This window comes from Nocardia beijingensis NBRC 16342 (assembly GCF_001612785.1).
Taxonomy (GTDB): Bacteria; Actinomycetota; Actinomycetes; order Mycobacteriales; family Mycobacteriaceae; genus Nocardia; species Nocardia beijingensis.
This window is the reverse complement of sequence record NZ_BDBC01000019.1, coordinates 167,710-189,325: the sequence shown is the minus strand read 5'-3', so window position 1 is coordinate 189,325 and position 21,616 is coordinate 167,710. Positions and strand designations below refer to the sequence as shown.

At 69.7% G+C, this 21,616-nt stretch carries 14 protein-coding genes; 10 read left to right on the top strand and 4 right to left on the bottom strand.

What is annotated here, in order from left to right; translation table 11 throughout:
* The first annotated feature begins 95 nt into the window (after positions 1–95).
* Positions 96–1,265: a phosphotransferase family protein gene (locus NB3_RS14040; protein ID WP_067802187.1), complete on the top strand. Its 1,170-nt coding sequence runs from the start codon at positions 96–98 to the stop codon at positions 1,263–1,265.
* A 189-nt stretch (positions 1,266–1,454) separates the two neighbouring features.
* Here the strand turns inward: NB3_RS14040 and NB3_RS14035 are convergent, their stop codons facing one another.
* On the bottom strand, positions 1,455–3,122 hold the full coding sequence (locus NB3_RS14035) for an alkaline phosphatase D family protein (RefSeq protein ID WP_084486220.1): 1,668 nt from the start codon (positions 3,120–3,122) through the stop codon (positions 1,455–1,457).
* Between the two features lie 107 nt (positions 3,123–3,229).
* On the opposite strand from NB3_RS14035, the gene NB3_RS14030 reads away from it, so the two are divergent.
* From NB3_RS14030 to NB3_RS14000, 8 genes are all read left to right on the top strand, one after another.
* Positions 3,230–4,573 carry a replication-associated recombination protein A gene (locus NB3_RS14030; RefSeq protein ID WP_067802184.1) on the top strand — a complete coding sequence of 448 codons (1,344 nt, stop codon included), beginning with the start codon at positions 3,230–3,232 and terminating at the stop codon, positions 4,571–4,573.
* Positions 4,574–4,646: 73 nt separating this feature from the next.
* Positions 4,647–7,316: an alanine--tRNA ligase gene (gene alaS / locus NB3_RS14025; protein ID WP_067802181.1), complete on the top strand. Its 2,670-nt coding sequence runs from the start codon at positions 4,647–4,649 to the stop codon at positions 7,314–7,316.
* Positions 7,316–7,879: a Holliday junction resolvase RuvX gene (gene ruvX, locus NB3_RS34100; protein ID WP_084486219.1), complete on the top strand. Its 564-nt coding sequence runs from the start codon at positions 7,316–7,318 to the stop codon at positions 7,877–7,879. Before alaS ends, ruvX begins: the two co-directional genes overlap by 1 nt.
* The gene (mltG, locus tag NB3_RS14020; RefSeq protein WP_067802175.1) at positions 7,876–9,393 is read left to right on the top strand and encodes an endolytic transglycosylase MltG; all 1,518 of its coding nucleotides are present in this window, start codon (positions 7,876–7,878) and stop codon (positions 9,391–9,393) included. Before ruvX ends, mltG begins: the two co-directional genes overlap by 4 nt.
* On the top strand, positions 9,383–10,201 hold the full coding sequence (locus NB3_RS14015; protein WP_067802173.1) for a shikimate dehydrogenase: 819 nt from the start codon (positions 9,383–9,385) through the stop codon (positions 10,199–10,201). Before mltG ends, NB3_RS14015 begins: the two co-directional genes overlap by 11 nt.
* A gap of 59 nt (positions 10,202–10,260) precedes the next feature.
* Complete coding sequence (locus tag NB3_RS14010; protein WP_067802170.1) at positions 10,261–12,372, top strand: S9 family peptidase; 2,112 nt, start codon at positions 10,261–10,263, stop codon at positions 12,370–12,372.
* Positions 12,373–12,431: 59 nt separating this feature from the next.
* Positions 12,432–14,006 carry a DUF885 domain-containing protein gene (locus NB3_RS14005; RefSeq protein WP_169810685.1) on the top strand — a complete coding sequence of 525 codons (1,575 nt, stop codon included), beginning with the start codon at positions 12,432–12,434 and terminating at the stop codon, positions 14,004–14,006.
* 15 nt (positions 14,007–14,021) lie between these two features.
* Positions 14,022–15,941 (top strand): alpha/beta hydrolase family protein, encoded by a 1,920-nt coding sequence (locus NB3_RS14000; RefSeq protein WP_067802164.1) that lies wholly within the window; start codon positions 14,022–14,024, stop codon positions 15,939–15,941.
* Here the strand turns inward: NB3_RS14000 and NB3_RS13995 are convergent.
* Positions 15,916–16,743: an SAM-dependent methyltransferase gene (locus NB3_RS13995; RefSeq protein ID WP_280516582.1), complete on the bottom strand. Its 828-nt coding sequence runs from the start codon at positions 16,741–16,743 to the stop codon at positions 15,916–15,918. The two genes, NB3_RS14000 and NB3_RS13995, sit on opposite strands and share 26 nt — an antisense overlap.
* A gap of 17 nt (positions 16,744–16,760) precedes the next feature.
* Positions 16,761–17,000, bottom strand: coding sequence for a hypothetical protein (locus NB3_RS35555; RefSeq protein WP_067802158.1), 240 nt, complete (start codon positions 16,998–17,000; stop codon positions 16,761–16,763).
* Between the two features lie 122 nt (positions 17,001–17,122).
* Here NB3_RS35555 and NB3_RS13985 point away from each other — a divergent pair, with 122 nt between their 5' ends.
* Positions 17,123–20,698 (top strand): nSTAND1 domain-containing NTPase, encoded by a 3,576-nt coding sequence (locus NB3_RS13985; protein WP_067802155.1) that lies wholly within the window; start codon positions 17,123–17,125, stop codon positions 20,696–20,698.
* Here the strand turns inward: NB3_RS13985 and NB3_RS13980 are convergent.
* Entirely contained in the window at positions 20,677–21,615 is a 939-nt protein-coding gene (locus tag NB3_RS13980) for a TauD/TfdA dioxygenase family protein (protein WP_067802152.1), read from the bottom strand. The genes NB3_RS13985 and NB3_RS13980 overlap by 22 nt on opposite strands.
* Position 21,616: the final 1 nt, after the last annotated feature.

Genomic DNA, 21,616 nt, shown 5'->3' with positions numbered 1-21,616 from the left:
AGGCCGTCCGGCCGCGCCGCGGACACGCCGAGCGACGCGGAAAGGTTGTGTAACCGCTCGCTAGAAGTGACCACGAGCGAGTACTTTGAGAGGCGATGACCGCACTATTGGCCGAACGCGCCGCCGAAGTCGTGTCCGCAGCGCAACAGTTGCTCACAAAGCGAATGGGTGCTCCGGTAAAGCTGAGCGATCCGATCGAACTCAGCGGTAGTGGTAGGACGACGGTCCTACGTGTGCGTGTAGCGGAGAACGCCTTCTCGTTGCCGCGAACCCTGATCATCAAGCAGGTTCGCGGCGCCGCCCAGGAACGCCGGACCAGCGGCTTGGCGCCCGGGGTGGCCAGCATCGACTCGGCGTTCCTGCGTGAGACGGTGTCCTATCAGTTCACCACCGCGCTGAGCCGGGAGCACCGGCCGGGCGCGTACCTGATCGCTCACAGCCTTCCCGACCGTCTGCTGATCCTCAGCGATCTCGGTGAGAACTCCCTGCTGACCGCCGTGCTCCGCTCCGGCGCCGAGCCCGCCACCCGCAACGCCTTGATGGCGTTCGCCCAGGCGTTGGGCCGGATGCATGCCGCCACGGTCGGGCGCGAAGCCGACTTCGTCGCGTTGCTGCGCCGGGTCGACGTGGTGCACCGGGTCGACGGCATCGCCCAGCAGGCCGAGTCGGCGATCGCCGAGGTGCCCGGCCTGCTCCAACGCGAGCTCGGCATCGAAGTGCCCGGCGAGATCGCCGAGCGCATCGTGCGCGGCAACCGCCTGTACTCGGCGGGCCGCTTCCGCGCGTTCAGCCCGTCGGATCTCTGCCCGGACAATGTGATCTTGAACGAGGAGGGCGCTCGCTTCCTCGACTACGAGTGGGGCGGGTTCCGCGACGCCACCCTGGACATCGCCTACGCGCTGGTGTCCTTCCCCGGCTGCCTGTGCGATCTCGAGCTCTCGCGCGAGCGCGCCCGGCAGATGGTGGAGGCATGGCGGGCGGAGGTCGTCGGCGTGTGGCCGGCGCTGGCCGACGACGACCAGCTGGACGAACGCATCCTGGAAGCCCGGCTGATCTGGGTCTGGCTGTCCACCTATTGGTTCCTGCCCGCCGACCACACGCGCATCGCCGCGGCGAGGGAGCACGGGCTCTCGGTGCCGCGCTCGGCGGCGCTGATCAACCGCTGGGCCGCGCTCGCCGAAGACGCGCGGTGCACGGGAGACGACATCGTGGGGGATTTCGCCGAGGACGTCTCGGCGCGGCTCGAAGAACGCTGGGGCGAGTAGGCCCGCGCCGGGCAGCCGCTGCACCCGGCTCGGCCGCCGGTGACACGCCCGGCTCTGCGCCGGTCTCCACTCGATTGTCGAGGTCGTTGCGCGCAGCGGGCGCGCCGAGTTCCGCCCGTGCATCGCGCGCGTAGCCGCTACCAGCGGACGGCGCGCGATGCACGGGCGGAGAGTGATCGCCCACGGCGCTCAGGCGAGCGGGACCTGCCTCGGCTCGATCCGGCCCCCGGAGCGGACGGCGAACGACGCGCCATAGCGAACCCCTGAGTTCGGGTCCGCCACGTCCAGCAGGTAGTACCAGTCCATCTGCGCCTGGTCCGCGGTGACCTCCAGGACGCCGTAGCCGTGCGCGTCCAGCTCGACGTAACGCAGGTGGTGGTTGACCGTCTTGATCGATTCGGCGATCGGAGCGGAGTTCGCCCGGAGCATGTCGCCGATGCTGGTCGAGGTCACCGACGGCACCACGAACTCGGCGCCGGCCGTCGCGCCGCCCGGGTAGCCCGCCGCGTCCAGGGGTAGATCGGCGGCCCAGGAGGAGTGGATGTCCCCGGTCAGGAACAGCACGTCGGAGATCTGCTGGTCGACGATCGCGCGGAACAGCCGGGTGCGGTCGGCGGTGTAGCCGTCCCACTGGTCGCCGTTCAACGAGGGGCCGGACTGCGGGAGGCCCATGGTGCTGGTGATCGCCGCCGTGGTGGCGGGCTCGAGCGGCGGGAACACCAGCGGGGCGATCATGACCGAGTTGCCCACCAGCTTCCACCGCACCGGGGCGGAGGCCAAGCCCGCGGTCAGCCATTCCATCTGCGCCTTGCCGGTGATGGTGCGCGCCGGGTTGTCGGCCTCGCGCCAGTTCGCCCCCGGCTTCGCCTCCTGGTCGCGGTAGCTGCGCAGATCGAGCATGGCGAGTTCGGCCAGGGTGCCGAAGCGCAACCTGCGATAGATCCGCACATCGGCGCCGGAGCCGGACGCGCGGACCGGCATCCACTCCAGGTAGGCCCGCGCGGAGGCGGCGCGCCGGTCGGCCCAGTTGCCCTCGGTGGCGGGATCGTGGTTGTTCGCGCCGCCGGACCAGGAGTTGTCCGCGGATTCGTGGTCGTCCCAGGTGCAGATGAACGGCATTGCGGCGTGCAGGCCGAGCAGATCAGGGTCGGTCTTGTACTGGGCGTGGCGGATGCGATAGTCCGCCAGGCTGACGACCTCGTTGGCCGGATCGTGCGGGCGCACGCTGCCGGTGCGGCCGCCGTACTTGCCGCGGCCGTACTCGTAGATGTAGTCGCCCAGGTGCACGATCGCGTCCAGGTCGGTCCGAGCGGCCAGATGGCGGTAGGCGCCGAAGTAGCCCGCCTCCCAATTCGCGCACGACACCACGCCGAATCGAAGGCGGTCCGGCGTGTCGGTGGCGGCGGGCGCGGTCCTGGTGCGGCCCACCGGCGAGGTCTGGCCGAGGGCGCTGAACCGATAGAAGTACTCGACGCCGGAAGCCAGGCCGGAAACGTCGACCTTGACCGTGTGGTCGGCGTCCGCCGAGGTCGTCACGGCGCCGGACGCGGCGATCGAGACGAACCGCTCGTCCGCGGCGATCTCCCACCGCACCGTCGCCGGGTCACCCAGGCCCGAGCCGGGCGCCGCGTCGTCGGAAACGGTGACGCGGGTCCAGATGATCACGCCGTCGGGCAGCGGGTCTCCCGAGGCGACGCCGTGCCGGAACACCGGTGTGGCGGCTTCCGCGCGCCCGGTGGCCAGCACCACGGCGGCGGTGGCGGCGGCGCTGCCCTGGAGCAGCGCGCGGCGGGCGAAGCGCGAGGTGGACGAGGGATCTGAAACGGATGCGTTTTCAGTCACGGGTACCGATCCCATCCGAAGTACCGGCGACACGCAACTCCGCGGGCCGATCGCGGTGGCGACAGCGAGGGCGCGCAACGGCATGTCCGCGCTGTCGGTGCGCCTGGGTAACGTTTCCCTCCGTGAGCGATGGTTTGTTCGACGTGCCCGGAGCCGCGGTGCCCCCGGAGCATTCGATCGACACTGTTGTGCGCAGGGACGCGGGCGCGCCGCTGGCCGTGCGGATGCGCCCTGCCGCGCTGGAGGAAGTGGTCGGCCAGCAGCATCTGCTCGGACCCGGCTCGCCGCTGCGCAGGTTGATCGAGGGTTCTGGCGCCGCGTCGGTGCTGCTGTACGGCCCGCCCGGCACCGGGAAGACCACGCTCGCCTCGCTCATCTCCCAGGCCACCGGCCGCCGGTTCGAAGCGCTCTCGGCACTCTCGGCCGGGGTCAAAGAGGTGCGCGCGGTCATCGACATGGCGCGGCGCAGACTGTCGGCGGGCGAGCAGACCGTGCTGTTCATCGACGAGGTGCACCGCTTCTCCAAGACCCAGCAGGACGCCCTGCTCGCCGCGGTGGAGAACCGCATCGTCCTGCTGGTCGGCGCGACTACAGAGAACCCGTCGTTCTCGGTGGTGTCGCCGCTGCTGTCGCGCTCGCTGGTGCTGCAGCTGCGGTCGCTGACCGACGCCGACATCAAGGAGGTGCTCGGCCGCGCGATCAGCGATCCACGCGGGCTCGGCGGCGAGTACACCGTGACCGAGGCCGCGCTCGACCACATCGTCCGGATCGCGGGCGGCGACGCCCGCCGCGCGCTGACCGCCCTGGAAGCGTCGGCGGAATCCTCGCTCGACGGCACCGTCGACGTGGACCTGGTGGAGGCCAGCGTGGACAAGGCCGCGGTTCGCTACGACCGCGCGGGCGATCAGCACTACGACGTGATCAGCGCGTTCATCAAGTCCATCCGCGGATCGGACGTCGACGCCGCGCTGCACTACCTGGCCCGCATGCTGAGCGCGGGGGAGGACCCGCGCTTCATCGCGCGGCGGCTGATGATCCACGCGAGCGAGGACGTCGGCATGGCCGACCCGATGGCGTTGCAGACCGCGACCGCCGCCGCGCAGGTGGTGCAGCTGGTCGGCCTGCCCGAAGCCCGCCTCGCGCTCGCGCAGGCCACGATCCACCTGGCCACGGCCCCGAAGTCGGGCGCCGTGGTGGCCGCGATCGGCGCCGCCATGGCCGACGTCGCGGGGGGCAAGGCGGGTCCGGTCCCGCCCCACCTGCGCGACGGCCACTACCCCGGCGCGGCGGCGCTGGGCAACGCGCAGGGCTACAAGTACCCGCACGACGACAAGGACGGCGTGCTCGCCCAGCAGTACCCGCCCGACGAACTGGTCGGCGTCGACTACTACCACCCCACCGACCACGGCCACGAACGTGAGATCGGCCCCAGGGTCGACAAACTGCGCCGCATCGTCCGCGGCTGACCGCTCTCCGGGCCACGCCGAGCTCCCTGGTCGATGAATATTCGCGTGCGCGGCACCGGTAGGCTGGGTATTCGTGCAGACCCACGAGATTCGACGGCGTTTCCTGGACCATTTCCTCCGTGCCGGCCATACCGAGGTGCCCAGCGCCTCGCTGATCCTGGCCGACCCGAACCTGCTGTTCGTCAACGCGGGCATGGTCCAGTTCAAGCCGTACTTCCTGGGTCAGGAGGCGCCGCCGTACCCGCGGGCGACCAGCGTGCAGAAATGCGTGCGGACGGGCGACATCGAAGAGGTCGGCGTCACCACGCGGCACAACACGTTCTTCCAGATGGCGGGGAACTTCTCCTTCGGTGACTACTTCAAGGAGGGGGCGATCACCCTCGCCTGGGAGCTGATCTCCAAGCCGCAGGACGAGGGTGGTTACGGGTTCGATCCCGAGCGTATCTGGGTCACCGTGTACCAGGACGATCCGGAGGCCGCCGAGATCTGGAAGCGGGTCGCCGGCATCCCCGAGGAGCGCATCCAGTTCCGCGACGGCAAGGACAACTACTGGGACATGGGCGTGCCCGGCCCCGGCGGCCCCTGCTCGGAGATCTACTACGACCGCGGTCCCGAGTACGGCCGCGACGGCGGGCCGGTGGCCGACGAGGACCGTTACCTGGAGATCTGGAACCTGGTGTTCATGCAGGACGTCCGCGGTGAGCTGAGCCCGAAGCTCGGGCACCCGCCGGTCGGATCGCTGCCGAAGAAGAACATCGACACCGGTATGGGGGTCGAGCGCATCGCGCTGCTGCTGCAGGGCGTGGACAACGTCTACGAGACCGACCTGTTGCGCCCGATCATCGACAAGGCCGAGGAGCTGACGGGACGCTCCTACGGCGTGCAGCACGAGGACGACGTGCGCTTCCGCGTGATCGCCGACCATGCCCGCACCGCCGCCATGCTGATCGCCGACGGCGTGAACCCGGGCAACGACGGCCGCGGATACGTGCTGCGCCGCCTGCTGCGCCGCATCGTGCGCTCGGCCCGCCTGCTCGGCGCCGAGAAGCCGGTGATGAGCGAGTTCATGAAGGTCGTCAGCGACCTGATGGCCCCGTCATACCCCGAGCTGGCCACCGATTTCCGCCGCATCGAGACCGTCGCGGTCGGCGAGGAGACGGCGTTCCTGAAGACGCTGAACACCGGCTCCACCCTGTTCGACAACACCGCCGCCGCGGTGAAGGCGCAGGGCGGCAGCACGATCGCGGGATCGGACGCGTTCACCCTGCACGACACCTACGGCTTCCCGATCGATCTGACGCTGGAAATGGCCGCCGAGGCCGGGTTGTCGGTCGACGAGGACGGCTTCCGCGCGCTGATGGCCGAGCAGCGCCAGCGGGCCAAGGAGGACGCCCAGGCGCGCAAGCACGCCCACGCCGATCTGACGATCTACAAGGAACTCGTCGACCGTGGCGCCACCGAGTTCACCGGCTTCGACGAGCTGACCTCGGAGGCCACCGTGCTCGCCCTGATCGCCGACGGCGTCCGGGTGCCCGCGGCGACCGCGGGCCAGGACGTCGAAGTCATCCTGGACCGCAGCCCGCTCTACGCCGAGTCCGGCGGCCAGATCGCCGACCGCGGCTCCATCACCGCCTCCTCGGGCCTGAAGCTGCGCGTCAACGACGTGCAGAAGATCGCGAAGAAGCTGTGGGTGCACAAGACCACGGTGGAGCACGGCCAGATCACCGAGGGCGACGTCGTGCTCGCCCAGACCGACCCGGCCTGGCGGCGCGGCGCCACACAGGGGCATTCCGGCACGCACATGGTGCATGCCGCCCTCCGGCAGGTGCTCGGCCCGAACGCCGTGCAGGCCGGTTCGCTGAACAAGCCGGGCTATCTGCGTTTCGACTTCAACTGGCAGGGCCAGCTGTCCGAGCAGCAGAAAGCCGACATCGAGGCCGTCTCCAACGACGCGGTGGGCGCCGACTTCCCGGTGAACACCTTCGTCACCGATCTGCCCAAGGCCAAGCAGATGGGCGCGCTGGCGCTGTTCGGCGAGAACTACGGCAACGAGGTGCGCGTGGTGGAGATCGGCGGCCCGTTCTCGATGGAGCTGTGCGGTGGCACGCACGTGCAGCATTCCTCGCAGATCGGTCCGATCACGGTGCTCGGCGAGTCGTCGGTCGGCTCCGGCGTGCGTCGCGTGGAAGCCTTCGTCGGCTTGGATTCCTACCAGTACCTGGCCAAGGAGCGCGCGCTGCTGGCCGGTGTCGCCTCCGCGCTGAAGGTTCCCTCCGAAGAGGTGCCCGCGCGCGTAGAGCAGCTGGTGGAGCGGCTCAAGGTGGCCGAGAAAGAGCTCGAGCGCACGAAGATGGCCGCCGTGCTGTCCGCGGCGGGCAGATTCGTCGACGAGGCCGAGCGGATCGGCCGGCTGCTGCTGGTCGCCGTGGCCGCGCCGGAGGGCGTCGCCGCGGGCGACCTGCGCACGCTGGCCACCGACATCCGCGGCCGGTTCGGTAGCGAGCCCGCCGTGGTGGTGCTGCTCGGCAACGCCGACGGCAAGGTGCCGTTCGTGGTGGCGGTGAACAAGCCCGCTCAGGAGCTCGGCATCAAGGCGGGCGATCTGGTCGGCAGCTTCGGCCCGAGCATCGCGGGACGCGGCGGCGGCAAGCCGGAGATGGCGCAGGGCGCGGGCTCGGACCCGTCCGGCATTCCGGCCGGCCTGGCCGCGGTCCGCGCGCGGGTGGCCGAACTCGCCGGGTGATGGGCGACCCAGCGGAACCGGAGCGGTCGGCGCAGCGCGGCGCCGACCGGCCGCATCCGGCCACCGACCCCGGTCGGGGCAGGCGGATCGGCGTCGACGTCGGCAGTGTCCGGATCGGGGTCGCCGCGAGCGATCCCGACGGGATTCTCGCGACCCCGGTGGAGACCGTGCCGCGCGCGAAACAGTCTCGGCGATCGGCTCCCGCACCCGATATCGAAAGAATTGCCGAAATTGTGCGGGAGTACGAGGCAGTCGAGGTAATCGTGGGATTGCCGCGAACATTACGCGGGGAGAAAGGCACTGCCGCTACGCTGGCCAGCGCATTCGCTGAGCGATTGCGGGCTGCTGTCGGGTCGGTGCCGGTCCGGCTTTCCGACGAACGTTTGACTACGGTGTCAGCTGCACGTGCATTGCGGGACAGTGGAGTTCGCGCGCGTGGCCAGCGGCAGGTGATCGATCAGGCGGCGGCCGTGTCGATCCTGCAAGGATGGTTGGACGAACGGAGTGCGGTGTTGAGGTCGGTGGAAGCGGGACGTGCTGCGTCGCCCGGGGACGATGCATGACGGATCGGTGGGCGCGGGCCGAGGAACTGTTCCGACAGCGCGAAGCTGATCGGCGTTACCGGAGAGACGACCGGGCCTGGGGCGAGTACGACGGTGACCGATACGACGACTACGACGACGACACGACCGTCATCCCCCGCTACGTCGACGACGAGGAGGAGCCCGAGCCCGCACCGCCACCACCGCCCCCGCGGCGTGGCGGACAGCGCCCGAGGGCCGCGCGGGCGGAAGCGCCGCGCCGCTCGAAGCGCGCTGACTCCGACCGCGCGGAGTCGACACGCGCCGAGCCCGAACGCTCCGGCCGCTCACAGCGCGGCAAGCGCTCCCGGGTCGCCTCGCGTAAGGCCGCCGAGCGCAAGAAGCGCCGCCGCACCCTCTGGGTCGTCGCGGGCGTCTTCGTCCTGCTCTTCGCCGGCGCCGTCGTCTTCGCCGGGATGAAGCTGATCGGCAGTCTGGCTCCGCCGAAAGACTTCGCCGGGCCGGGGGGACCGCTGGTGGTGGTGCAGGTGCATCCCGGCGACACCTCGCAGCAGATCGCCGCCACCATGGTGGAGCGCGGTGTCGTGGCCAGCACGGGTGCGTTCTTCCAAGCGGCCGTGCGCAATTCGAACATGAACTCGGTGCAGCCCGGCTTCTACGCGATCCCCAGCCAGAGCCCCGCCGCTGAGGCGGTGGCGACGCTGGTCAGCAAGCAGTCCAGGGTCGGCAATCTGGTCGTCTCCGAGGGGCGGCTGCTGCACGACCAGCACGACATGAACACCGGCGGGCGCTATGACGGGATCTACCGCAAGATCGCGGAAGCCAGCTGCATCGGCACCGGCGCCAACCAGAAGTGCGTGACCTACGAACAGCTCGATGCCGCGGGCGCGAGCCTGGACCTGGCCGCGCTCGGGGTGCCCGCGTGGGCGATGCAGGGTGTCAAGGACTGCCCGGACCGGACGAGGCAGCTGGAAGGCCTCATCGCCGCGGGTACTTGGGATTTCGATCCCAGCGCCACACCGCAGGAGATCCTGCGGCAGTTGGTGACCGCGAGCGCGAAGAGCTACGAATCCACCGGACTGCTGCAATCCGGCGCCGACACGAAACTGACGCCGTATCAGACGCTGGTGGCCGCCTCGCTGGTGGAACGGGAGGCGCAACCCCAAGACATGGGCAAAGTGGCGCGGGTGATCGTGAACCGGCTGCGGGCCGATCAGATGCTGCAGTTCGACTCGACGGTGAACTACGCCTTGGATCGCACCGAGGTGGCGACCACCGACGCCGACCGCGCGCAGGAAACCGCCTGGAACACCTACGCGATGCGCGGTCTGCCCAAGACTCCGATCGCCGCGCCGTCGTTGAACGCCTTGCGTGCCATGGAGAATCCGGAGGCGGGGCCGTGGCTGTACTTCGTCACCGTCGACAAGCAGGGCACCACCCTGTTCACCGACGACTATCAGGAGCATCTGCGCCTGATCGCGCGGGCGCAGCGCAGCGGCATCCTCGACAGTTCCAAGGACAGCGGTGGGCGCTGATCGCAAGGCGGCGGTGCTCGGCAAGCCGATCGCGCACTCGCGATCGCCACAGCTGCATCTGGCCGCGTATCGCGCGCTCGGACTGGACTGGAGTTACGAGCGCATCGAATGCTCCGCAGAGCAGCTGCCGGGGCTCGTCGACGGACTGGGGCCGGAATGGGTCGGGCTTTCGGTGACCATGCCGGGCAAGGAAGCCGCGCTGGCCTACGCGGACGAGCGCACCGACCGGGCCGTGCTGGTCGGATCGGCCAACACCCTGGTCCGTAGCGAGGCGGGCTGGCTGGCCGACTGCACCGATGTGGACGGCGTGCTCGGCGCGCTGCGCGGCGGCGGTGTCACCGACCTGACCGATGGCGTGGTGCTGGGCGCGGGCGGCACCGCGCGGCCGGCCCTGCTGGCGTTGTCGGAGCTGGGCGCGAAGTCGGTGACCGTGGTCGCCCGCGACGCCGGACGGGCGCGCGGCGCGCTGGAACTCGCCGAGCGGCTGGGCATGGTCGCGTCGCTGGCCGGATTCGACGCCGCGGCGCTGCACGGGATCTGCGCGGCGGCAGGAGCCGTGGTGAGCACCATTCCCGCCACGGCGGCCGCGGTCGTCGCCCCCGCGGTGGCCGAGGCGCCGGTGGTGCTCGACGCGATCTACAACCCCTGGCCGACCCCGCTGGCCGAGGCGGTGGCTCGGGCCGGGCACACGGTGGTCAGCGGTCTGCAGATGCTGCTGAATCAGGCGTACGGGCAGGTCGAGCTGTTCACGGGGCAGCCTGCGCCGCGCGCGGAGATGGCGGCGGCGCTGGACGAGGGGCCGCGATAACCCGCGGCACCGGAACCCGCTGCCACGGGCGGTGGTGCCGCGGCGCTTAGCATCGTCTCATGAGCGACGTGACCGAGTTTCCCGTCCAATCCGCGCGCACGCAGCGCTTCACGCTGGGCGTGCCGCGTAACTGCGCGGTCGCTCCGGACGGGCGTCATGTGGTCTTCCTGCGTTCGGGGTCGGGCACCGACTCCGTCACGTCGCTGTGGGTACGCGACGTCGAGACCGGCGTGGAGCGGCTGGTCGCGGATTCGGCCGAACTGCTGGGTGCGCGAACGCATACCAGTTCGGCGCGCGAACGGGCGTTGCGCGAGCGGGCGCGCGAGGCCGCCACCGGAATCGTCCGGTACGCCACCGACGCCGCGGTGTCGAAAGTGGTCTTCGTCCTGGCGGACACGCTCTATGTGGCCGGTGTCGATACCGGTGCGGTCGATGAGTACAAGCTCGAGGGACCGATTTTCGATCCCCGGCTGTCGCCGGACGGACGCTTGGTCGCCTACGTGTCGGGGCCGACGGTGCGGGTGTTCGACATCGACGGCGCCACCGATCACGTCGTGATCGGCGGTGGCGACGACACCAGGCAGTACGGTCTGGCGGAGTTCATCGCGGCCGAGGAGATGGGCCGGGATCGCGGCTTCTGGTGGTCCCCCGATTCCGGGCGCCTGCTGATCGCCGGTATCGATGAGGCGCCGGTGGGCCGTTGGTGGATCGCCGATAGCCGCAATCCGGAGCAGCCACCCACCGAACTCGCCTACCCGGCCGCCGGGACGGCGAATGCGGATGTCACCGCGCACCTGGTCGATCTGAACGGCGATCGAGTCGACATCGACTGGGATCGGGACGCCTACCCGTATCTGGCGCGGGTGGACTGGACCGCAGGTCAGCCGCCGCTACTGCTGGTCCAGAGCCGTGATCAACGGACGCAGCGTCATCTGACGGTCGATGTCGAGACCGGCCGGACCGACCTCGTCGCCGCCGAAACCGATGACGTCTGGCTCGAACTGATCGCCGGTGTGCCCGCCCGCACACCGGCGGGGCGGCTGGTCCGCGTTCGCGACGACGCGACGACGCGGGCGCTGTTCGTCGACGACGAGCAGGTGACCGCGCCGGACCTGCACGTGCGGGCGGTGCTCGACGTGCGCGACGACGACATCTTGTTCACCGCCTGCGAGACCGCATCCCCCCGGCACAGCGAGATCGGGGAAATCCACGTGTACCGCTGGGGTCGCGACGGAACGATCCGGCTGACGAGCGAGCCAGGGGTCCACTCCGCCACCCGCGGTGGTGATGTCATCGTCGTGCGCTCCAACACGCTCGCCGGCACAGACACTCGGACGCGAATCCTGCGCGGTGACACCGTCCTCGGTGAAATCCAGGCTTTCGCCGCAGCGCCGGTGCTGACCGCCCGGCCACAGTTGCAGTTGGCCGGAGCACAGCACAATCCCGCCGCGGTGCTGCTGCCGACCGGGTATTCCGGCGAAGATCCACTTCCGGTGCTCCTCGATCCGTACGGCGGCCCGCACGGGCAACGGGTGCTGTGCGACCAGCGCGCCTATCTGGAAGCGCAATGGCTGGCCGACAAGGGATTCGCGGTGATCGTGGTCGACGGTCGCGGCATGGCCTGTCAGAACCCGCGGCGGCAGCGGCTCGTGGCCGCTGACCTGGCCGGAACTCTCGATGACCAGGTCGACGCGCTCGGTGCGCTCGCCGCGCGCTACCCGCTGGATCTGAGCAGGGTCGCGATCCGCGGGTGGTCCTTCGGCGGCTATCTCGCGGCGCTGGCCGTGCTGCGGCGGCCCGATGTGTTCCACGCGGCGATCGCGGGTGCGCCGGTCACCGACTGGAGCCTGTACGACACGCATTACACCGAACGGTATCTGGGCCACCCGGATCAGCGGCCGGAGGTCTACGCCGCTAACTCCTTGGTCACGGCGTCCGGTCTCGCGGCGTCCGCCGAGCCCACCCGGCCGCTGCTGCTGATCCACGGGCTGGCGGACGACAATGTCGTCGCCGCGCACACCTTGCGACTGTCGGCGGCGCTGCTCGCCGCGGGCCGTCCGCACGAGGTGCTTCCGCTGTCGGGCGCGACGCACAAGCCGACGGACGAACGAGTCGTGGCCAACCTGTTGCTCCATCAGCTCGACTTCCTGCGACGTTCGCTCGGTTGCTGAAATACCTGGTAGAAGGTGATTCGAGCGACGAAAACGTGGACCGGGGATACCATGGCATGATGCGCGAGCGGGATGTTGCGGCCTACTCGAGAAACATTCTCGAATCGGTGTGGTCGGTCACCCCCGACGCCGCGATCGAGGCGGGAAGGCTACCTCCGGTCCTGTGGGAGGACCCGACGCAGGGTGGTCGCGAGGCTGTGCGGGATCGTATCGAGCTGTTGCTGAAGGACCTCGATCAATTCGATAGCGACAGCGCCTCCGCGGATCTGCGCGCCGCGATGCGATTCCATCTCCTGTCCGCCGCCTCGCTCGTGACCTCGCGCGACATCTCCGAACTCAACCACATGACCGGCCCGGTCGCTCGGCTCAGCTGGGCGTCGCGCTCTTGGCCGCAGCGCGAGGACCCGCGGTTCGACTCGTATGTCGAGCGGCTGCGGGCTTTCCCCGCCTATGTGTCCGATCTGGTCCGGGAGATCAGGGCCGCGAGCGAGACCGTTCGGGGTTCGGCGCCGGTGCTGCACGCGTTCGTCAGCCAGGTCGACACCCTTTTCGCGACCCGCGCCTCTGGTCCCGACCCGCTGCTGCACGGCATGACCGCCGCTCGCGAGCAGGGGAATTCGGTCGCCGGGATGTCGCCGGAGGTCGTCGAGCGGGTCTATCAGGCGTTGGCGGAGCTGCGTTCGGTGGCCGTCGCGGAACTCGTGACGGCCGTGCCCGCCGCGCCGTGGGCGTTCGCGCCATCGGGTCAGGACCGCTACCGCGAGGCGATCTTTCGTGGCACCAGCGTGCCGCTGTCGCCCGAGCGCCTCGAAGCCATCGGCCTGGAGCTGTTGCGCGCCACCGAGACCGAGTTCACCGCGCTCGCCGGCCGGGATTTCGCGCGAGAGCTCATTCCCGGCGACGAGATCATGCGGCGCTTCGCCGACGCGCACGAGCTGTTGACCTCGGCCAGCCGGGTGCTGGTCGAGCGGTGGCCGATGGCGCAATGCCAGGTCGAACCGATGCCGGAGACCAACGCGTCGACGGGTCCGCCCGCGTTCTACGGCCCGTCGTCCTATCGCAACGGACGACCCGGCTCGCTGTTCGTCAATGCCATGCTGCCGACCTCGACGAGGTTGTCGGAAGTGCTACCGCTCGCGATGCACGAAGGCGTTCCCGGCCATCACCTGCAGATCGCGCTTCTCGACGAGAACGATGCGGTGCCCGAGGTGCTTCGGCTGCTTCCGGTCAACGCCTTCACCGAGGGATGGGCGGTCTACGCCGAAACCCTCCACACCGAAATGGGTCTCGAGCTCAGCGAGCTCGACCGGCTCGGCCTGCTGATGCATCAGCGCTGGCGGGCCGCGCGACTGGTGACCGATGTGGGTCTGCATGTGCGGGGCTGGAGCGTGGAGCAGGCCGTGGAATTCATGGCGCGGCACACTCTCCAGGACGTCGGCCAAGTCCGCAAAGAAGTCGTGCGATATCTGGCCTGGCCCGGTCAGGCGCTGGGCTACGCGGTCGGTGCGCGCGCGATCGCGAACCACATCCGCGAGATGGCCGGTTCGGGCGCGACGCTCGCCGCGGCCCATACGGCCCTGTTGGACCGCGGCTCCCTGCCACTCACCGCGCTGACCGGATACGACCGGAATTGACGAACGGGGGCGATCATGCCGGATCGGTACAGCCTTGCCGACTGGTTTTCCCGAACGCTCGCGCCCCTGCTCGGCGTGGTCGGCGATCTCGCCGACCCGTCCCCGGCGCCGGATGGGCGCCACATCGCTTGTACCGGAGTGGTGCAGCGCGGGCTGGGGTGCCCGCCCGAGAAGCGCTTGTACCTGATCGATCCGGAGCGGCGGTCGCTGCGCGAGTTGCCCGGTGATCGGCAGGTCCACGGGGCGGCGACATGGTCTCCCGACAGCGGCCGGTTGGCGGCGATTCGGGAGTCGGATGCCTCGGACGCCCACCAGTTGTGGATCATCGAGCCGGACGCGAGCCGGGAAGGCAGAGCATTGCCGCTGCCCGGGTGGGCCGAATATGTGGAGTGGTCCCCCGACGGCCGAAGGATTTTGATCGGCGTCGCACCCGACGGCGTCGATCGAGCGGGTGCGCTGGGGTCCGACCGGGTCGGAAAGACGGCCCCGGATTCGGACGCCGTGCCGACCACTACGCGATGGTTAGCGCTGCTCGACCCGGTCACCGGGGCGTGGGAGCGGGTCAACTCGCCCGGTCTCAACGTCTGGGAGGCCGGCTGGTGCGGCCCCGACGCGCTCGTCCTGCTGGTGTCCGACGACGCCTCCGAGGATTCGTGGTACAGCAGCCGTGTCATCCGGCTGGCGCTGGAATCCCGTGCGACCGAACTGCTGTATCGGCCGGTGCCCGAGTTCGGTTCGTCGCCGCAACTCGGTTGGCTCACCGCATCGCTCGACGGGAGATGGGTCGGCCTGATCGAGGGGGTCTGCAGTGATCGCGGGCTGGTCGCGGGCGATGTGCGGGTACTCGATCTCGTTACCGGTGCCAGCGCGTCGTTCCCAGCGGGTTTCGACGCGACCTCGCTGGCTCGGTCGGACCACGGCCGATTCGTAGCGGCAGGCTTGCGGGGACCGTGCAATGTCGTCGCGACCATCGACGCCACGACGCAGCGCATCCAAACTTTGTGGGAGGGTAGCGATTTCCTCGGCGGTGCCCGCCGCTTCCCGAAAGTGGTTGTCGGCGGCGACCGTATCTTCGCCATCGCCGAGAATCTCGACACGCCCACCGGACTAGTCGAGCTGACCCTCGGCCGCCGCAGGCGGATCTGGTCGGTCGCCGACACCGCCGACGACACCGGCTTGCGCGGGGTCACCTCGCGCTGGGTGAGCTGGAAGTCCTCGGACGGCACGGAAGTCCATGGCCTGCTCACGCTGCCCTCCGGTGTGCCGCGCGGGTTGCTGCTGTGGGTGCACGGCGGGCCGGTCAGCGTGTCGGCGGATCAATGGAAAGGGCGTCCCGCGTCGATGAGCTATCTGCTCGCCGAAGGCATCGCCATCTTCCGCCCGAATCCGCGAGGCAGTGTGGGCGACGGCCGCGAATCGGTGGCGCGGCTGGTCGGCGACCTCGGCGGTGTCGACACCGAAGACGTGCTGTCGGGGCTGGATTGGTTGTGTTCGGAGGTGCTCGGCGCATTGCCGACCGCCGTGGGTGGCGAGAGTTACGGGGGATATCTGACCGCGTGGCTGCTCACGGAGACCACCCGGTTCAAGGCCGCCGTGGTGAGTTCGCCGATCACCGACTGGACGAGCTTCCAGCAGACGTCGAACATCCGGCGGTTCGCCGAGACCTTCGCCACGGGGGCCGCGCTCGGCCGCAATCCGCTGCGCCGGGCGAGCGAGATCACCACTCCGACGCTGGTGATCGTCGGCGGGCGCGACCGCTGCACTCCGCCCGGGGAGGGGCGCCAGTTGCACGACGCGTTGCGGGCCTGCGGTCGCGCGCCCGCTCGGCTGGTGGACTACCCCGACATCGGCCACGTGCCGCGCGAATTCCCGGCGTTGCTGGACTATTCCGAGGCGATCCGGACCTGGATCACGGATTTCCTGTGGGCAGGGTGACGGCGTCGAGGTAGTCCGGGTTCGTCAACCGGGCGGCGATGTCGCGGTCCACTCGTTCGGGCGCCGGTATCGGTGGCAGATACAGCGTTGTCGCCGGGGTCAGTAGTTCACCGACCTCACCGAGCTGCCCCACCGTCGAGTGGTAGAGGCGCGAGGGCTCATCGGTGATCGCCGAGACGACCAAGGTGGCGGGGTGGTCCGCCGCGTAGCAGCGAGACAGATACTCGCCCAGCTCCCGGATGCGGTCCGGGGTGTTGCCGGTGTCGGCGCTGTGCAGCCGTGTGCCCAGCAAGCCGACCTGCCAGATGACCGCCGCCAGCTCCGGCTGCAGCGTGCGTCGATACAGCAGGATGTCGGTGGCCTCGTGCATCTGGACGCCCGTGCCGACGATGTCGATGCCTAAATCCGCCGTCAGACAGTCCAACGCGGAGATGCCCGGCAGCGTGCGTACCCGCACACCCAGGCGCGGACCGGCGCGCAGGCAGATCGCCGACGGCAGCGACAACAGCAAGGGATGTCCGTATAAGGCCAGCGCTACCGGAGGCATCTCGAGCGCTGCCTCCAGCGCACGCGCGGCCATCGTTTTATAGGTGCGCAGCCGATCGGAACCGTGCACATAGAATTCCGAAGTGTCGACTATGTCCGGGCAGAGTTCACGGAGAAATTCCGCCGTGCCGGGAACATAGCTGGCGTAGAGAATTCGATTGACACCGCCCAGAACTGTTCGGGTTTCCGCTGTCACATGGGACGGCTTCAATCCGAGACCGACCAAATAGAGATCGGCGTCCTCGGCCGCCGGCACGTTCTCGGCGCCGCCGATCAAGGGCGCATGTCGCCGACGATGTCGTCGATGACGTCCATCACGGACTGTGGTCGCCCAGCGGTAACCGGGTGCTGAACACCGGATTCGGCGAGCCAGCTCGCGGCGCCGGGCAGCGCGTCGGGCGCCGCCGATCGCGCGACGGGCTCGGCGAGCCAGCCCGCGGTGCCCGGTACGGTATCCGGCGCCGCCGACCGCGCTGCTGTGGCGGCTGCTGCTCGCATTTCGGAAACGATCATGGCCCGTCCCCCGCTCTGGGTAATCTGAACCGGCTGGCATACAGAACTTTCCATGCTTCCGCGCATGGCGAAGGTCTTAAAGTTAACAACTCGAGCCCGCGTGTGTCCATAAGGTGGAATAAATGAAATCGCGGTCGGATCTGGTACCCGATCTGTTCTCCATCCTCGTCGGAACGCTGCTCGGTTTGGCGACGAACCTCGCCACCAGTGACGACAACCTGCCCACCTTCGTCCATGAAGCGGCTCCGCTCTGGGCTTTCGGCGCGCTGCTCGCCTCCGCTCTGCTGTTGATCGGGGTACGCGTGTGGCGGCATCTCTCCGAATCCCGCTGGGAGCGGGTGCGTTTGAAGGCGGGTGAGAGCCCGTATCCCGGGCTCGACGCGTTCTCCGAGAGCGAGGCGGGCGTGTTCTTCGGCCGCGATCGCGACATCCGCAGGCTGCTCGATCGGGTCCAGGTCGAGCAGGCGGATCTGCTGCGCTGCATCGCGATCGTCGGACCTAGCGGCTCGGGGAAATCGTCGCTGGTGCAGGCCGGACTGGTGCCCCGCCTGACGGCTCGCCGGGGGAGGTGGGTGGTGCTGCCCCGGGTGGTGCCCGGCCCGGAACCCCTGCGCTCGCTCGCCCGCGCGCTGGTCGAGGGCGGCTTGGACGGGTCGGTCGGCGCGGTGGAGCGCGAGCTGAGTCGCGACACCGATCATCTCCGCGACTGTCTGGAGCGGTTGCGAGCGAAGGCGGCGCATCGCTCGCCGCAGCTGCTGCTCGTCGTCGACCAGGCCGAGGAATTGGTGACCGCGCGATCGGAGGACGAGGAGCGCCGCTACTTGACCATGATCGAGCGTGTGCTGCGCACGTGTCCGTGGGCGTGCGTGATCCTGGTGTTCCGCTCGGAATTCCTGACCCACTTCCTGTCCGGGCCGCATGCCGAGCTGTTCGAGCACCCCGTCCCGGTCGCGGTGCTGCCGACCTCGGCGCTGCACGAGGTCATCGAGCGTCCGGCGGACGCCGCCGGTGTGCGTTTCGATCCACCCGATCTGGTGCGTCAGATGGTCGGTGAGACCGGCAGCGGGGAGGCGCTGCCGCTGCTGGCCTGGACGCTGATGGAACTGTGGGAACGCAAAGGGGCCCGCACGGTGATCACCGAGGCGGATTACCAGGCCTCCGGCGGCGTGCTCGGCGCGCTGTCCGCGCGCGCGAACAGCGTCACCGAGGACCTCGTGCGCCGCGGGGCCGTCGAGGACCGCATCCTGGACACGCTGCTGCGTTTCTTCCACCTGGAAGGGTCCAGCTTCACCCGCAGGCAGGTCAACGACGCCACTCTGTCGCCGGACGATCGCCGCATCGTGGCGGCTTTCGTGCAGGCGCGGCTGCTCTCGGCGGACTCGGGCCCGCAATCGGACGGGGTCTTCTACCAGGTCACCCACGAGGCGTTGATCCGGCACTGGGCGCCACTGCGGCAGCTCGCCGAAACCAGACGCGCCGGCCTGGAACAGCTTTCCCGGCTGGAACGGTGGGCAAGGGACTGGGCGGAGTCCGAGCGCGCGGACGAATTCCTGCTCGCCGGAGCGCGATTGGAAGCCGCTCTGGGATGGTGGGCGGATGCGGGAGCGGACGCGCAGGCGGTGCCGACGGTCGAGGAGTTCCTGCAGCGCTCGACCCGTGCGGACCGGGTGACCGCGGAACGGCTCGCCGATGCCAGCGCCGTGGTGGCCTCGGAGTGGATCATGCGCGAACCCGATACCGCCATCATGGTGGCGCTCGCCGCCGAACGGGAGTACGCGCCCACCCCGGAAACCCGGCAGGTCCTGGTCGCCGCTCTGTGCGCGACGAGGTTGCATCGGGTGACCCGTCTGGCCTCGGCCGCCGTCCGTCAGGTGGCCTGGGCGCCCGGCAGCCAGCTCATCGCCGCCGCCTTGGCCGACGGCGCCGTGATGCTGTACGACCGCGCGGGCAGCCAGGAGACGGTGTCCTGGCCGGTGGGTGGGAGCGGCGCCTGCTCGGTGGCGTGGTCGGCGGATGGCGCGTGGTTGGCCAGCGGTGGCGCGGATGGGGTGGTGCGGGTGTGGGATGTGGCGGCGGGGTCGGAGGTGGCGTGCTGGAGCGAGCATGCCGGTGCGGTGCACGCGGTGGCGTGGTCGCCCGACGGCGCGTGGCTGGCCAGCGGTGGCGCGGACGGGGTGGTGCGGGTGTGGGATGTGGCGGCGGGGTCGGAGGTGGCGTGCTGGAGCGAGCATGCCGGTGCGGTGCACGCGGTGGCGTGGTCGCCCGACGGCGCGCGGCTGGCCAGCGGTGGCGCCGACCGCACCGTCCGCCTCTGGGACGTCGCGGGCGCGACCGCCACCGATGTCCTGTACGGGCACGAAGCGGCCGTGCTCGACCTGGACTGGAATCCGAGCGGAGATCGGCTCGCCTCGGGCTCCAGCGACTGGATCGTGCGGATCTGGGCGCCGCGGGAGCGCGCGCTCGACGAGCTGTTCGTCGCCCACGACGCCGCGACGGTGGCCGTCGCCTGGTCGCACGACGGCGACCGGCTGGCGACCTGTAGCGAGGACCGGACCCTGAAGATCTGGTCGGTGCGGCCCTACCGCGCGGTGATCACGCAGCGCAGCCAGGACGAGGCGACCACATCGGTCTCCTGGGCGCCCGACGACAGCCAAGTGGTGACCGGATCGGCCGACGGAACCCTGCGGGTCTGGAGCAGCGCGGTGACGCAGCTGCAGCACGACCGATTGACGCGCGCCGTCGCGTGGGCCGCGGACGGACGGCGACTGGCTTCCGCGGCGTTCGACGGTTCGGTGAAGCTCTGGGACGTTCGCACCGGACGCGAGTTGACCACGTTCCTCGGCCACGAATCCGAGGCCGTCCATCTGCACTGGTCGCCATCCGGGGGACTGCTGGCCAGCACCAGCCGTGACCAGACCATCCGGATCTGGGACTCTGCGACCGGCGGTTGCCGTTCCGTCTTGCGCGGTCACTCCGGGGTGGGGACCTGGGTTTCGTGGAGTCCCGGAGGCGACCGGCTCGCTACCGCCTCACGGGACCGCACGGTGCGGCTGTGGGACATGTCGGCCGTCGAATCCGCACCGACGGTGCTGACCTTCGCCGACGGAGTCACCGCCACGGATTGGTCCCGCGACGGCGGCCGCTTGGTCGTAGCGCTGCTGGACCGGACGGTCCGCGTCCTCGACGTGGCGGGACAGCGGGAGATCCTGATGCTGGACGGGCACCACGACGAAGTCTGGACCGCGGCGTGGTCGACCGACGGTACCCGGATCGCGACCGGATGCTTCGACGGTTACTTGCGGATCTGGGACGCCGCCACGGGGGAGCTGCAGGCGAGCTTCAGCATCGGCGACGACGCGGTCCAGGCGGTCGCCTGGTCGCCCCGGGAGCCGGGCTGGATCGCGGGGGCCACCCGGAGCGGGACGATCCGGCTCTGGTCGGTCGACGACCAGCGGTCGCTGGCCGTGGTGCGCGGTCACAAGCAGCCGGTCTGGGGTCTGCATTGGCGCAGGGACGGCGAACAGCTGGCCACCAGCAGCGACGACGGCGAGATCCGGATCTGGAACTTCGGCAGGGATCTCGACTCGGTGCCCGCCGTGGCGAACGCGATGGGGTTGCGCGAACTCACCGTCGACGAGCGGCACCGGTTCCTACTGCCCGCCCGGCAAGCGAACGGTCAACCCGCCGCGTCCCCGTGACGGTGTGCCGGCCACGGGTCGCCGTCCAACGCGTACGAGCGCTGGCCGCCGACGCCGACGGGGACCTCGCCGACGACGGACACGCGGTGCAGCACTCGCTCCACCGGTCCGGCGAGATCGGCCGGCGGCGTGTGCGCCGTCGCCCGGTTGTCCCACATCGCGACGCTGCCCGCACGCCACCGGTACCGCACGGTGAAGGCAGGATCGGTGAGCTGTTCGAACAGCATCGCCAGAACGTGCCTGCTCTCCGCGCCGGTCAGGCCCAGAATGCGGTGGGTGAACAGTGGATTCACGAACAACGCCGACTCGCCGGTCTCCGGGTGCCCGCGCACCACCGGATGTACCGCGGCCAGCGGGCGGGCGGCGACCGTGCGGTGGTACCGGTCGTCGGGTTCGGCGCTCTGGTAGCCGGCGAGATAGCGATGTTCGGCCGCCAGCGTTTCGAGCATCGCCCGCACCGCCGGTGAGATGCCCTGGTAAGCGGCGACCAGATTGCACCACTGGGTATCACCGCCGAAAGCCGGGACCGTCTGCGCGCGGAGGATGCCGATGGACGGCGGATTCACCACGGGCGTGAGATCGCTGTGCCAGGACGACAGCGGCGAGGTCTGCGTTCGGCGCCGCTCGGCGGCGCTCTTGCCGTATTTCCGTTCGTTCGCGAGATTGTCGACGGTCAAGATCTCAGGAAAAGCGGACGACGAGGTGTCGATCAGCGGGTGCGCCGCAGTGACGGGACCGAACCGGCGGGCGAACTCGATATGGCTCGCATGGTCGAGGTCCTGATCGGAGAAGAACAAAACCTTGTGTTCCAGCAGCGCGGCACGGAGGGAGGCGATTTCCGAATCGGGAAGTGCGCGAGACAGATCGATATCGGTGACTTCGGCCCCGACGTGGGTGGTCATTTTCGTGACGCGCATG

Bases quoted from the DNA above. Each gene is read 5' to 3' on its own strand.
- NB3_RS14010 (WP_067802170.1), top strand. From the start codon at position 10,261: ATGAGCGACGTGACCGAGTTTCCCGTCCAATCCGCGCGCACGCAGCGC.
- NB3_RS14040 (WP_067802187.1), top strand. From the start codon at position 96: ATGACCGCACTATTGGCCGAACGCGCCGCCGAAGTCGTGTCCGCAGCG.
- NB3_RS14005 (WP_169810685.1), top strand. From the start codon at position 12,432: ATGCGCGAGCGGGATGTTGCGGCCTACTCGAGAAACATTCTCGAATCG.
- NB3_RS35555 (WP_067802158.1), bottom strand. From the start codon at position 17,000: ATGATCGTTTCCGAAATGCGAGCAGCAGCCGCCACAGCAGCGCGGTCG.
- ruvX (WP_084486219.1), top strand. From the start codon at position 7,316: ATGGGCGACCCAGCGGAACCGGAGCGGTCGGCGCAGCGCGGCGCCGAC.
- NB3_RS14035 (WP_084486220.1), bottom strand. From the start codon at position 3,122: ATGGGATCGGTACCCGTGACTGAAAACGCATCCGTTTCAGATCCCTCG.
- mltG (WP_067802175.1), top strand. From the start codon at position 7,876: ATGACGGATCGGTGGGCGCGGGCCGAGGAACTGTTCCGACAGCGCGAA.
- NB3_RS13985 (WP_067802155.1), top strand. From the start codon at position 17,123: ATGAAATCGCGGTCGGATCTGGTACCCGATCTGTTCTCCATCCTCGTC.
- NB3_RS13980 (WP_067802152.1), bottom strand. From the start codon at position 21,615: ATGCGCGTCACGAAAATGACCACCCACGTCGGGGCCGAAGTCACCGAT.
- NB3_RS14000 (WP_067802164.1), top strand. From the start codon at position 14,022: ATGCCGGATCGGTACAGCCTTGCCGACTGGTTTTCCCGAACGCTCGCG.